Here is a 12,743-nt window from a genome sequence, read left to right as displayed (position 1 = left end):
CTCGCTCAGACGTAGCGGTTGACGAGTGATTCCAGATATTCCTGCCGACCCGAGCGCGGCTGCGGGTCGAAGCCGGGGCTCAGCGCACGGTCGGCGAGCTCGGCGAGCGAACGCTGGCCGCCGAGAATGGCCCTGCCCTCGGCGCCGGCCCATCCCTCATAGCGCTTGGCAAGCGGTGCGTTGAGAACGCCGGCATCGAGCATGTCGGCGGCAGCGAGGAAGGCACGCGCGCAGGCATCCATCGAGCCGACATGGGCATGGATCAAATCATCGGGATCTATCGACTGGCGCCGGATCTTGGCGTCGAAATTGAGCCCGCCCGAGGTGAAGCCGCCGCGGTTCAGGAGCTCGTGGAACACCAGTGCCAGCTCCGGCACGTTCATCGCGAACTGGTCGGTATCCCAGCCGAGCAGACCGTCGCCGCGGTTGATGTCGAGCGAGCCGAAGATGCCGAGCGCCTCGGCAAGCGCGACCTCGTGATGGAAGGAGTGGCCGGCGAGGATGGCGTGGTTCTGCTCGATGTTGAGCTTGACGTCCTTCAGCAGGTCGTAGCGGGCGAGGAAGCCGTAGCAGGTGGCGACGTCGAAGTCGTATTGATGCTTGGTCGGCTCCTTCGGCTTCGGCTCGATCAGGATCGGCCCGTTGAAGCCGATCTTGTGCTTGTGCTCGACGACGAGCGACACGAAACGGCCGAGCTGGTCGAGCTCGCGTTTGAGATCGGTGTTGAGCAGCGTCTCATAGCCCTCGCGACCGCCCCACAGCACATAGTTCTGGCCGCCGAGCCGGTGCGTCACCTCCAGCGCGGCGCGAACCTGGCCCGCGGCATAGGTGAAGATCTCGGGGTCCGGATTGGTCGCAGCGCCCGCCATGTAGCGGCGGTGCGTGAACAGGTTCGCGGTGCCCCAGAGCAGGCGGACCTTGCTTGTTGCCATCTTCGCTTCGAAGAGATCAGCGATCACGTTGAGATTGGCGACGGATTCGCTGAGCGAAGTGCCTTCCGGCGCCGCATCGACGTCGTGGAAGGTGAAGAAGGGCACGTCCAGCAGGCGGAACAGCTCGAACGCGATGTCGGCCTTGGCCCGCGCCAGCGCCATCGGATCCATGCCGTGATGCCAGGGGCGCAGGAACGTCTCGCCGCCGAAGGGATCGCCGCCTGGCCAGCACAACGAATGCCAGTAGCAGACCGCAAAGCGTAAGTGTTCCTCGAGCCGGCGGCCATGTACGAGGCGATCCTTGTCGTACCAACGGAACGCGAGCGCGTTCCCTGCATCCTTGCCGGCGAAGGCTATGGGTGCGTTTGCATCGAAGAATTTGGCTGGCGCGTTCACTTAGACGGACTCCTTCAACGCGGGATAAAGATCGCGCCATCGACGATAGGCATCGTCGTAGGCGGAGACGATGGAGGCGCGGGGCAGGAAACTCGCGAGTCGTCGCGGGCGCGTGCAGACTTGCGCCGGGTCTTCTCCGGTAGCGGCGAGCCGGCCGAGCCGCGCGGCGCCGAGCGCGGCCCCCATCTCGCCTTCCTCGACCCGGTGCACGGGAATGCCGAGCACGTCGGCACAGATCTGTGCCCACAGCGGCGAACGCGAACCACCGCCGACGAGATCGACCTCGGCGATCGGCCCGCTCGCCGCGCTCAGGGCCGCAAGATTGTCGCGCGCGGCGAAGGCGACGCCTTCGAGCACGGCCTGGATGATCTCGCCGCGCCCGGTCGCGCCACGCAGGCCGACAAAGGCGCCGCTCGCAGCGGCATCGTTGTGCGGCGTGCGCTCGCCGTCGAGATAGGGCAGGAATTTGACGGGGCTCGGCGCATCGACGCGCTCGCCGAGCGGCGCCAGCAGCGCCGCGGCCGGCGTCTCCATCACACCGGAAAGCCAGGCGAGCGAGGCCGCCGCCGACAGCATGACGCCCATCTGGTGCCAAAGCCCGGGCAGCGCGTGGCAGAAGGCATGCACGGCCGAGGCCGGCGCCGGCGCAAAACGATCGGTGACGCGGAAAACGACACCTGAGGTTCCCAGTGACAAAAACGCATCGCCGGGCGCGATCGCGCCGAGGCCGATCGCGCTCGCCGCGCAATCGCCGGCGCCGCCGGCGACCACGACATTCGTCGTCATGCCCCAGCGCTGCGCCAGCTCTGGCGTGAGCACCGCACTCGCCTCGCTGCCTTCGACGAGGCGCGGCATGTGGTGGAGATCGAGCCCGGTGGCGTGCAGCAGTTCCGCCGACCAGCGGCGTCGGCCGACATCGAGCCACAGCGTGCCTGCGGCGTCCGACATGTCCTCGACCATCTCGCCGGTGAGGCGGTAGCGGACATAGGCCTTCGGCAGCAGCACCTTTGCCACGCGTTCGAAGATTTTTGGCTCATGCCGCGCGACCCAGAGCAGTTTTGGTGCGGTGAAGCCGGGCATAGCCAGATTGCCGGCAATGGCGTGCAGCGACGGACAGCGCAACTCCAGCTCACCGCATTCGGCATGCGCGCGGCCATCATTCCAGAGGATCGCAGGCCGCAGCGGCCGGCCGTCCGCGCCGAGCAGCGTCGCGCCATGCATCTGGCCTGATAGCCCGATGCCGCGCACCTGCGCGACCTCGCGCGGACGGTGGGCTACGAGATCGTCGACCGCCCCGATCGCCGCATCGATCCAGGCGTCGGGATCCTGCTCGGACCACAACGGCGCGGGATGCGACAGCGCAAGCTCGCGGGCCGCCGTCGCGACGATCGCGCCGGCTTCACTCACGAGCACCGCCTTCACACCGGACGTGCCGATGTCCAGTCCGAGATACACGCCGTCCTCCCTTCGAGCCCTGTCGCGGTGTGCGAGCTTGCGTCGCTTGTCCCGCAACGGGCGGTATTGAAACTGGTGCCATTCAGCCCATCGTTCCGTCCTTGGGCCTACGGCAGATTGTCCCGCATCACGATATCGATTCTGATCTTCTCCTGTTCGCGCAAGATCGGCTCACCGCGGGCGAGCGCAAGCAGCACTCGCACGGCGGCGCGCGCCTCATGTCCCGGATTCTGCGAGATCGCGGCATCCATCACGCCCTGCAACAGCAGCCGGCGCGTCAACACGGTGACGTCGTGGGCGACGAACACCACTTGCTTCTCGCGGCCGGCATCGCTCAACGCTTTGGCGACGCCCTGTGTGCCCGCGCCGACGTTATAAAGGCCGACAATGTCAGCATGCCTGCCCAACAGCCGCGCCAGAAGCTGCTCCGAGCAGTCGTCCTCGTCGCGCCCTTCCAGCACCGGCAGCACATTGAGCTCCGGAAACTCCGAAGCCATGACCTGGTTGAAGCCGAAAATGCGCTCGGCATGATCGCGCAAGCCCTGCGAGCCGGCGACGATCGCGACCTTGCCGGGCTTTTGGCCGACCAGCCGCCCGACCAGCGCACCGGCGGTGCGACCGGCGGCGATGTTGTCGATGCCGACATAATGGTGGCGCCGCGACGATGGCACGTCCGAGACCAGCGTCACCACCATCGTGCCGGCGTCGACGAGATCGTCGATCGCAGCACGGACGCCCGGATGATCAAGCGCCACCACGGCGACGCCGTCATAATCTCCCGACAACGCCTCGAGCGAGGCGGCGAGCACGGACGGATCGAACACGTCGGTTGCAACCATCTCGACGTTGAGGCGGCGGGCCGAGAGCCAGGCCGACATCTCGCCCAGATACGCCTCAATCTGCTGCATGAACGGGTTCGGCCCCGACGGCATCACGAAGGCGAAGCGGCGGCCGCGACCACGGGCGAGTTCGGCGGCGGCGACATGCGGCTGGAAGGCGTTGCGCGCGATCGTCTCCTGCACGCGACGGACCGTGTCCGGCCGCACGCCCGGGCGATTATGCAGGACGCGGTCGACCGTCGCGAGGCTGACGCCGGCCTGGCGGGCGATGTCCTTCAACGTCAGCGCAGTGGCGGTGAGAGCGTCGGAAAGGGTCTCTTGGGCCATCGCTGAAGGCTAGCAGAGGCGCTCTGAGGTACGCAACTCATTTTGAGGGGCGTGACGTCATTTTCGAGCCGAGGTCGCGCTGAGGGGCTGCGTGCTGGCTTAGGCGCTGGTCAGATCAAGCGTCAGGAACAGGCTGTTGGGATCCTCGGCATATCCCTCGAACGGGCCACAATCGACGAAGCCATGCGCGCGGTAGAGCACATGCGCCGGCTTGAAATAGTCCCAGGAGCCGGTCTCGAGGCTGAGCCGCTTCAGGCCGCGGGCGCGGCCCTCGGCAATGATGTGGCTGAGCATCTGGCCGCCGAAACCGCGCCGGCGTGTGGTTTGCAGCGTGTGCATCGACTTGACCTCGCCATGCACCGCCGAGAGCGTCTTCAGCGCGCCGGTGGCGACCAGCGTCTCGCCGTCCCAGCCGGTCCAGAACGCGACGTCGGGCGCGCGAAGCCCAGCGAGATCGAGAGCATGGGCGCTGCCCCGCGCAGTCTGCGCACGCGCAGTGGCGACGTGATGGTCGAGCAGCGCGATGACGCGCGGATCAAAAGTGTCGCCGGTGCGGATATGCATCGTCATGGCCTCACTTCAAGGATTCACGTGGCTCGCAAGCCGCTTCTGCATCAGGACGAGATCGAGCCAGCGGCCGAACTTGCAGCCGACTTCCGGCATGCGGCCGACCTCGGCAAAGCCGAGCGAGGCGTGCAGTGCGATCGATGCGGTGTTGGCGGCTTCGATGCCGGCGATCATCGCGTGCTTGTCGAGCGCTGTGGCGCGCTCGATCAGCGCGGCTACCAGACTGCGGCCGATGCCGGCCCTGTGGTGCCGCTCGTCGACATAGACCGAGTTTTCCACGGTGTGGCGATAGCCGGGCCACGGACGAAAATCGCCAAACGAGGCGAAGCCAACCACATCCTTGCCCTTCATCGCGACCAGAACCGGATAGCCCGCCTGCCGTCGCGCGAAAATCCAGTTGCGCCGCGTGTCCAGATCGACCGGGCCGTCGGTCCACACCGCCGTGGTGTTGAGCGCGGCGAAATTGTAGATGGCGAGGATGTCGACGGCGTCCTCCAGCGTGGCGTCCCGGACGATCAGCGACATCACATTTTCCCGTAAGAGGTACCGCGCCGCGTGATGATGACGTAGCGCGCGTCCTGCCTGGTTTCGTTCTCGAAGGTCACCGCGCGCATCACGTCGAAGTCGAGACAGTCGCCCTCGCGCAAGCGCACCGTCTTGGCGTCGATATGTACGCAGACCGCCCCCTCCAGCATCAGAAGCTGCTGGGTGAAGGCGTTGCGACCCCAGGGGCTGTAGGGCACCCGCGCGCCGGCCGGCAGGTCGACGACGATGATCTCGATGCCGCTCGCCGCATCGGTCGGCGAGGCGTGGCGCCTGCGATAGCCGCTCTCGGGATCGCGCCAGTGCGGCTGGTCGGCAAGCCGCACCAGCCGCTCCGGCGGCTTTTCGGCGAGCGCCACCACGTCACTCAGCGACACGTCGAGCGCGGCGCAAAGCTTGCCGAGCAGCGCAGCCGTGGCACTGCTCTGCGCCCGCTCCACCCGCCCGATCATGGCCCGGCTGACGCCGGAGCGCGCTGCGAGTTCATTCAAGGTCATGCCGGCCTGCGTCCTCAGCGTCTTCAATCGCCGACCGATCGCGCGGTCGAGTTTTTGCTGGTCCATGGTCCTCATCCGAACATTGCCCGGCCACAGACCGCACCCGCCGGGGCGACGCAGAGCTTAAGCCGGGAAAGGCGCGCATGCTGGGTACGAGGGGCTAATATATTGGAATCTTTGTGCGGAAGGGCGGGTTCGAGAGAGTGTTCCATGGAAATTCGCTAGACAAGAAAATCCGACGCCGCGCCGTGGGCCTGCGGGATCAAGGATCCAGGTGCGAGGTGAAGGGTCATCGCATGATGATCCGCATCGGTCAGTGTCAAAATATCGGTCTGATGGTTGAAGGCCACGTTGACCTTGGCGTCGAAGCCATCCAGCACCAACGTTGTGCCCGGCGTATAGTTTGCGATGACACCCGATGTTTGTTTGGCATCGGGTCCGAAGACAAATGAATCCGTACCAGTCAGAACGACATTGCTGCTTAGATTACCAGTGACCGCCAACGTCCCGCTGTTGACGTAGACAGTTCCAGTCCCGCTCAAACTATCGACCTTGAGCACGCCACTATCCAGGACAGTGCCGTTGTTGACGAGGTTGCCTGAGACATCCGCCTCACCGCCGGCGCGCACATCGACGATGCCGCCATTTGTCAAGCCATTCCTGAAGTCGATCGTGCCGCCCTGATCGGCGGTGATCGTTGCAAATCCGTTGAAAACGGCGTCGTCGAAATTGAGCGAGGCGTGCGTGGCTTCGATCAGGCCGTTGTTGGTGACCGAATTGCCAGTGTTCACTTCAAGCGGTTGAGACCCGTTCGCATCGAGCTTGCCGGCGAAGCCGATATTCAAAGTGAGGCCGTGGTCTCCGTTTCCGATCGTGCCGGCGCCGCCGATCGTGCCGCCTTCAAGGTAGAGCGCCTGATGCGCACCGCTGTTCAGGATCAGGGAGCCCGGATCGAGTTTGATCTCGCCGTTGCCGATAACGACGACGTCGCCGGTCAAGACAGTTTTCGTGGCATTGAAGAGCTCGATTTTGCCGCCGTTGTTCAACATGCCGCTGACATTCAGAGAGCTTCCGGCACTGTCGTCAAACACGGTGCCAGCCTCGAGTGTCACGTTGTTGAGGGTGTTGGTGCTGCCTGCAACGGATTCGATAAGTCCGCCGGATGTCGCGCCCAGCGACGTCCCGTCGAGATGTACATTGTCGAACGTGATGGTACCACCATTGGCGACGATCACACCGAGGAAACCGCCGAAGATAATATCGTTCGCGAGCGCGAGCTTCACCCGGGTTTCGTTCAGCGAACCAAGATCAAGGATCGCGCTGTTGCTAATGACACCGGTGCTGCCGGTCTCATGCAAGTTACCGGTCACGCCGATATTGATCGTTGCCCGATCAATCGACGTGAAGCCAGTCGAGCTGGTGACAGTCAGAACACCGCCGTAGGTGGTGTCATTCACGTCAGTGACCGTGATCGCGACGTTCTTTGTGGTGATTTTTTCACCATCGCTTGCTGCTACGGTGACGTCATAGACGTTGTCGTGGTTTGCGTCTTTCGGCGCTTCGAAGTCGGGCGCAGACTTGAACGTCACATTGCCTGTAGCCGACACGTCGAACAGAGCCGCATCGGTGCCGGAGAGCGAATAGGTTAGCGTTGGGCTGTCCACGTCGGTCGCCGCGATGTGGTAGGCGACGCCCGTGCCATTCTCCGCGAAGCTTGCCGTCGTGCCCGAGCTGATCACGGGGGCATCATCGATTCCCGTCAGCGTCACGGTGATGTTCTGTGTCGCCAAACCGCCGTGGCCGTCGTTGAGGGTCAAGGTGAAAGTGTCGGTATGGGTCTGTCCGGCCGCGAGCGGAGCGATGTTGGCGTGAGAAACATCATAGCTCCATATCACCTTGCCATCGGCATCGTCGACGGTGGCCGTGAGTGTGCCGAGATCGCCGCTCTGCGATGTCACCGAGACCGTGTGAGCGTCGGTCTTGTCGGCGTCGGTAAAAAACACCGCCCCCGATGTCGAAACATGGGCGGCGCCATTGTCCGTCAGCTTCGCCTCGGTGACGGATGGCGGAGCAACATCTTTCACAAAGATGTCGGAAGTGCCGTTGGTGTCGCCCGGCACTAGATTGCTGGCTGAAGACTCGAATATCAGCTTGGTGCCATCAGCCGAGAAGCCGGGAAGCTGGCTGTAGCCATTTGCCGGCGCCCCGCTCGCGTTGGTCGAGACAATCGTGACGGCCCCGGTGATCAGGTCCTTCACATGGATCTCATAGTCATAGCCGCTGACCCCCGGCACGAGATTGTTGGCTCGAGAATAAAATGCAATCTTGGTGCCGTCAGGCGAAAATACGGGTTTCTGGGCTTCACCGTCGTTCTGCGGAACTCCGTCGGCATTGGCCGATACCAACGTGACCACGCCCGTGATCAGATCTTTAATGACAATGTTGCCGATTCCGATATTGGAGCTACCCGGCACAAGATTCTCGGCGAAGGTATAGAACGCCACCTTGGTGCCATCGGGCGAGAACACCGGGTCGTAGCTGCCGCGATTCCCTTGCACGCCGCTGGCGCTGACCGACACCAGTGTGGTGGTCCCGGTGGCAAGATCCTTGATGTAGATATCGTTGCCCTGGCCAAACCCCTTGGTGGACCCGAACACGATTTTGGTGCCATCGGGCGAGAACGAGGGGGCGTAGGTAAAGCCATTCTGATCCCCACCGTTGGTGCCGGCTCCCCCGTTGTACGGACTGGTCGCCACGAGCGTTATCGCGCCAGTGGTCAGGTCCTTCACGAAGACGTCGCGCAAATGGTCGGTATCGCCCGGCACGAGATTGTCGGCATCGGAATAGAACGCAACCTTGGTGCCATCAGGCGAAAATACCGGGTTGGTGCTCTGGAAGCCGTCCGCCTGTGCCCCGCTGGCACTGGTCGACACGAGCGTGATGGCGCCGGTGGTCAGGTCCTTCACGAAGACGTCCCAAGCATGATTGGTATCGCCCGGCACCAGATTGTCGGAAGCAGATACGAACGCCAGCTTGGTCCCGTCTGGCGAAAAAACCGGCTGGTAGCTCCAGCTATCCCCCTGAACCCCGCTTGCATTGGTCGACACGAGCGTGATCGCACCAGTCGTCAGGTCCTTCACGAAGACGTCGGGTCCGCCGTTGGTATCGCCGGGCACAAGATTGTCGGCATAGGATTCGAACGCCACTTTCGTGCCGTCGGGCGAGAATACGGGCTGGTGACTTTGGCCATCCGCCTGCGCCCCGGTTGCGCTGGTCGACACGCGCGTGACGGAACCGTCGCTACCACCACCAGCGGTGAAAACAGGTGCTGAATTTGTCATCAATGCCTCAGTTTGCCCGACAAGAGGCCGGGCCAGAATGTTTTGTCCGATAATCAGGAACAAAAACGCGGCACCAATGAGTCCCTGCTAACCAAAGCAAGTTTAGTGCCCCTAGATGACGAACGCTTGATGTCGCTCGATTCGTCATCGCGACAAAGCTTGCTAGATAGCGGCCTTGCCAAGGTCTTGTCGGTTGACGCAGAAGCGGTCAAAGGGGATCAGTCCAACCTGACAGCGCTCGCCGCGCAGCTTGGGCTGGAAGCGGCGAAGGCAGCCGCGTTCCCTGCTTCATCGCCCTCGCGATTCGACTGTCGTATTCGGCCAGTGACAGGCGCTTCCGAGCCTGGCGCGAACGACATCGATGCCGGTGAGGTCGAAAATCGCGCTGGCGTTGCGACCCGTGCCGTCGGTCACGGAAATCGTTGTCCTCCCGCCGCTTAACGCGCGCACCACATCGACCGGGTCATCCAGCATGGAGGCCGTGCGACCGTCGGGCGCCAATCGCCAGCGCCATGGCCTTGCCGCCGGTTGATCGGAGGAGACCGTGACCTCGATGTCTCCACCGCGCAAAGCGCGCCAGGCGCCGTTGACGCCGAGGGACATCTCGGTCCGTTGGCCCCGGCAGCGCAGCAAGAGGATCGCAGGCGCATCGACTGCGACTGGGGGGAGCGCGTACAATTTGGCCACTAAGAGCGGGGAGAAGTCTCGCGGGGACGTGGTCTCACCGATCAACCAGCCATTGACCGTCGGGAGTGCCGCGACCGTGTCGTCCCGGCTCGGCTCAGTCGCTTTCGGCGCAGGTTCGGATGCGGGTGGCCCCGGCGGCGCGCGGGAGCGCGGTTTGGAAGGCATATCGTTCGGTTGCGTGATCTCGTCTCTTTTCGCGAATATGCCATCAAGACACAGCTTCTCCGCGGTGTGCGCCTTCAGCCGGCATGCCAAGCGGGTCGTGGTGTCGCTGTCGGCTTGATCGCAGGTGGCTTCCGCCACGCTTGTCCGGGCAAAGCACTCGTCCAGGCCTCTGAGGGTGCTGGATGCGGATTGAGCGCGAGCTTCCACGATCGCAAGGCTGCCGAACAGGACGGCGGCGAACCGCCTCATCGACGTCCTGCCCGATTGGCCATTTGGGCATCTTGCCAGCTCTCGGCCGCCTTCAGACGTTGCAGTCCAGGAGCGCTGGCGGCGGGATTGGCATCCTTCCACTTCGGGTCGAACCCGGAGGCGCGCAATTGGTCGAGCCTGCTGAACAGCTCGTTCACGAAGGCCGTGACGCGGTCATAGCGCGGAGTGCCCGGGTTCCAGTTATAGGCGACCAGGACTGTAGGCACCGCGATCGTCTCGATATCCTGCCCCGCGGGCACCAGCGCGGGGTAGTCGGCCGGTGTCAGCGACGCCGATACGTAATAGTCAGCCAGCTTGGGCCCCAGCGGCACAGGCAAGAACTTGAAGCCCTCATCCCATTTGCGCTTGACGAAGGCGTCCACCGGCTTGGACGTGACGAAAACCACGGCGGCCATCTCACCTTTGCGCATCTGCTCCAGCGCGACGGGGTGCGGCACGAAGGTCTTCTCCACCTCGATGCCGAGGCGACTGAAGATGAGTGGACCCGAATAGGCGGCTGCAGTGCCTTGCGAATTGAAGTTCACCTTCTTACCCGCGAGGTCGGCGAGCGAGTTGATCTCGGGGCGTACGAAAACATGCAGCTCCGACGGGAACAGGTTCATCACGTGGACGATGCGCTTTTCGATCTCCGGCACCTGCGCGCGATACTCGTCGAGGGAATCGCTGTTGATGATCGCGATGTCGATTCCCTTGAGATAGAGCAGATCGTTGACATTCTCGGTCGGTCCACGCGTCACGATCGGAAGCACGTGCACCTTTCCGCTTTGATTGACGACGCGCGAAATCTCGGTGGCGAAGCGGAGCGGCGCGCCTTCCAGGAGTCCGGCGGCGAGTCCGACCGTGCCTGAATTGATGCGCTCTCTCACCCCCTCCTCTGCGGTCCGCGCCTCTGCGGGCCGCGCGGCGCGGCTCCCGCGCGTTGCTGCAGGTCCGGCCGATTCCGCGGACCGTTTGTCACCGCCGGTCCTGCTGGCATTCTGGGCGGAGGCGGACAGCGCGAGCAGCGACAATGCCAGCGCGAACATCAGCTTGCGTATCATCGCGGTCTCCCGTCGTTGACTTGCCTATGGCCGGACGTAGCTCCATCCCTTCTCCTGCAACTCCATCATGCGCACGACTCCCGAGGGGACCATGGAGGCCTCCGGCAGCAACTCAAGCGGCTTGCCTTCCTTCTTCTCCATCCCCTCCCTGGTGACGCCGCACGCGGCGAAGCGAACCTTGTTCGGGAAGGCGAGGTCCTTCATGGCGTGAATGCGCTCGGCGACCGGCGTCGTGTCCTTGCGCAGCATGTGTAGTCCCGGACCGAAGGCCACGATCTCGACGTCGGCCTCTTCACCCTTCTTGCGGTAGTATTCGAGCACGTTGGTGGCGTTGTTGAGCGCGAGATTCATCACGGCGGGGTCGTTCTGGTTGACCTGGATCACGAGCCGATGCTGCGCCGGCTTGACCGGGCGCACTGCAGCCTGCTGCTTCGGGATCATCGCGCGTGCCGAACTCGCAGAAGTCGGTTGCTGCTGCGTCGAGGTCATGGCGTGGGCCGGGCCCAGTGCGAATATGGCAAGCAAGGCTGCGGCGATCTGGATTCGTGGATCAGGCATGGACCATCTCCCGTCTGCGTTGTGCGCTCACCATGCGGGGCAACTCGCTCGATCTCGATCCGGGCCTTTTGGTGACCCGTTGATGTTGCGCTGGATGTTGCGCCTCACGCCGTGCCCCGGACCGAGAAACATGAACTCACCGCAAGCCCCTCGACAGGCTGCAGTTCGTGCTAGGCCCAATGGATTAGGCACAAGGATGGTCAGCTCAACGTGCCGTTGCGCCGCGATTGACCGTCAAACGGAAATTCAGGCCCTGAGGACACCAGGGCGATCGCACCGCGATAAGGGGCTTGGAGCGGGCGAAGGGAATCGAACCCTCGTATGCAGCTTGGGAAGCTGCCGTTCTACCATTGAACTACGCCCGCGGATGCGCTGCTCGCGCCTGTCCTGATTAGCCGAGACAGCGCCTCGCGCCAAGCGCTTTGGCGCGCCCGGCCTGACGCTTGTTAACGTCCTGGCAAGATTCCAGGTGCGCCGGATTGTGGCAGTGTTATGATCGCTGCTGGGTTGAGGAACGTACAGTGTGTGGGGCGTGCGCATGGTGGGGCGTGCTTACGCGATATTCGATACGGCCATAGGCCGCTGCGGCATTGTCTGGAGCAATTCCGGCGTGGTGGCCGTGCAATTGCCGGAGGCACGGGAGATCGACACCCGCCGCCGGATCTTCCAGGTCCATCCCGAGGCGCGCGAGCAACCGCTTCCACTCAGTGCCGAGCTTGCGATCGAAGGCATCGCGGCGTTGCTGCAAGGCAGCGATCCCGACTTTTCCGACGTCAGCCTCGATGCCGGCGATGTGCCCGCCTTCAACCGGCGGGTCTATGAGTACACCTGCACCATTCCCCGCGGAGAGACGCGCACCTATCACGAGATCGCCAAGGCATTGGGAGCCTCCGGCGCCGCGCATTCGGTGGCGCACGCAATCTCGAAAAACCCTTACATGCTCATCGTGCCCTGCCACCGGGTGCTGGAGGCCGGCAGTTATGCCGATCGGATCTCGCCTTATGGCGGGGTGATCTCGAAGCGACGGCTGCTGGCGCTCGAGGGCGCTCATCCGATCGCCAGCAAGACGCTGTTCGAGGTACTGCTGCCCGTTGCCCCGCCGCGAGCCCCTTCCTAAATAGGCGGG

At 63.8% G+C, this 12,743-nt stretch carries 11 protein-coding genes and 1 tRNA gene; 1 reads left to right on the top strand and 11 read right to left on the bottom strand.

The genetic code is table 11. The annotated features are described in order from the left end of the window. Nucleotides 1-5 precede the first annotated feature (5 nt). From xylA to ABIB73_RS21645, 11 genes are all read right to left on the bottom strand, one after another. Nucleotides 6-1,328 carry a xylose isomerase gene (gene xylA / locus ABIB73_RS21695; RefSeq protein ID WP_354227155.1) on the bottom strand — a complete coding sequence of 441 codons (1,323 nt, stop codon included), beginning with the start codon at nt 1,326-1,328 and terminating at the stop codon, nt 6-8. Then, nucleotides 1,329-2,783 (bottom strand): xylulokinase, encoded by a 1,455-nt coding sequence (gene xylB, locus ABIB73_RS21690; RefSeq protein WP_354227153.1) that lies wholly within the window; start codon nt 2,781-2,783, stop codon nt 1,329-1,331. It abuts the gene before it with no gap. 107 nt (nt 2,784-2,890) lie between these two features. After that, entirely contained in the window at nt 2,891-3,949 is a 1,059-nt protein-coding gene (locus tag ABIB73_RS21685; RefSeq protein WP_354227151.1) for a LacI family DNA-binding transcriptional regulator, read from the bottom strand. A 99-nt stretch (nt 3,950-4,048) separates the two neighbouring features. After that, nucleotides 4,049-4,513 carry a GNAT family N-acetyltransferase gene (locus ABIB73_RS21680; protein WP_354227379.1) on the bottom strand — a complete coding sequence of 155 codons (465 nt, stop codon included), beginning with the start codon at nt 4,511-4,513 and terminating at the stop codon, nt 4,049-4,051. Nucleotides 4,514-4,528: 15 nt separating this feature from the next. Further along, nucleotides 4,529-5,041: a GNAT family N-acetyltransferase gene (locus tag ABIB73_RS21675; RefSeq protein ID WP_354227149.1), complete on the bottom strand. Its 513-nt coding sequence runs from the start codon at nt 5,039-5,041 to the stop codon at nt 4,529-4,531. Next, the gene (locus ABIB73_RS21670; protein ID WP_354227147.1) at nt 5,041-5,622 is read right to left on the bottom strand and encodes a helix-turn-helix domain-containing protein; all 582 of its coding nucleotides are present in this window, start codon (nt 5,620-5,622) and stop codon (nt 5,041-5,043) included. Before ABIB73_RS21670 ends, ABIB73_RS21675 begins: the two co-directional genes overlap by 1 nt. A gap of 155 nt (nt 5,623-5,777) precedes the next feature. Next, nucleotides 5,778-8,960, bottom strand: a complete 3,183-nt coding sequence (locus ABIB73_RS21665; RefSeq protein WP_354227145.1) for a VCBS domain-containing protein — start codon at nt 8,958-8,960, stop codon at nt 5,778-5,780. Nucleotides 8,961-9,185: 225 nt separating this feature from the next. Next, nucleotides 9,186-9,998, bottom strand: a complete 813-nt coding sequence (locus ABIB73_RS21660) for a hypothetical protein (protein ID WP_354227143.1) — start codon at nt 9,996-9,998, stop codon at nt 9,186-9,188. Continuing rightward, complete coding sequence (locus ABIB73_RS21655; protein ID WP_354227141.1) at nt 9,995-11,059, bottom strand: TAXI family TRAP transporter solute-binding subunit; 1,065 nt, start codon at nt 11,057-11,059, stop codon at nt 9,995-9,997. Before ABIB73_RS21655 ends, ABIB73_RS21660 begins: the two co-directional genes overlap by 4 nt. A 24-nt stretch (nt 11,060-11,083) precedes the next feature. Further along, the gene (locus tag ABIB73_RS21650) at nt 11,084-11,617 is read right to left on the bottom strand and encodes a DsrE family protein (RefSeq protein WP_354227139.1); all 534 of its coding nucleotides are present in this window, start codon (nt 11,615-11,617) and stop codon (nt 11,084-11,086) included. Between the two features lie 291 nt (nt 11,618-11,908). Further along, nucleotides 11,909-11,982: transfer RNA gene (locus ABIB73_RS21645), tRNA-Gly, on the bottom strand. 173 nt (nt 11,983-12,155) lie between these two features. On the opposite strand from ABIB73_RS21645, the gene ABIB73_RS21640 reads away from it, so the two are divergent. After that, nucleotides 12,156-12,734 carry a methylated-DNA--[protein]-cysteine S-methyltransferase gene (locus tag ABIB73_RS21640; RefSeq protein WP_354227137.1) on the top strand — a complete coding sequence of 193 codons (579 nt, stop codon included), beginning with the start codon at nt 12,156-12,158 and terminating at the stop codon, nt 12,732-12,734. Nucleotides 12,735-12,743: the final 9 nt, after the last annotated feature.

Source organism: Bradyrhizobium sp. F1.4.3 (genome assembly GCF_040548375.1).
In the GTDB taxonomy this organism is placed as follows: domain Bacteria; phylum Pseudomonadota; class Alphaproteobacteria; order Rhizobiales; family Xanthobacteraceae; genus Bradyrhizobium.
The sequence above is the reverse complement of the archived record's forward strand: the minus strand, read 5'-3'. Positions and strand labels throughout refer to the sequence as shown.

Bases quoted from the DNA above. Each gene is read 5' to 3' on its own strand.
- ABIB73_RS21685 (WP_354227151.1), bottom strand. From the start codon at position 3,949: ATGGCCCAAGAGACCCTTTCCGACGCTCTCACCGCCACTGCGCTGACG.
- ABIB73_RS21680 (WP_354227379.1), bottom strand. From the start codon at position 4,513: ATGCATATCCGCACCGGCGACACTTTTGATCCGCGCGTCATCGCGCTG.
- ABIB73_RS21675 (WP_354227149.1), bottom strand. From the start codon at position 5,041: ATGTCGCTGATCGTCCGGGACGCCACGCTGGAGGACGCCGTCGACATC.
- ABIB73_RS21670 (WP_354227147.1), bottom strand. From the start codon at position 5,622: ATGGACCAGCAAAAACTCGACCGCGCGATCGGTCGGCGATTGAAGACG.
- ABIB73_RS21660 (WP_354227143.1), bottom strand. From the start codon at position 9,998: ATGAGGCGGTTCGCCGCCGTCCTGTTCGGCAGCCTTGCGATCGTGGAA.
- ABIB73_RS21655 (WP_354227141.1), bottom strand. From the start codon at position 11,059: ATGATACGCAAGCTGATGTTCGCGCTGGCATTGTCGCTGCTCGCGCTG.
- ABIB73_RS21650 (WP_354227139.1), bottom strand. From the start codon at position 11,617: ATGCCTGATCCACGAATCCAGATCGCCGCAGCCTTGCTTGCCATATTC.
- ABIB73_RS21640 (WP_354227137.1), top strand. From the start codon at position 12,156: ATGGTGGGGCGTGCTTACGCGATATTCGATACGGCCATAGGCCGCTGC.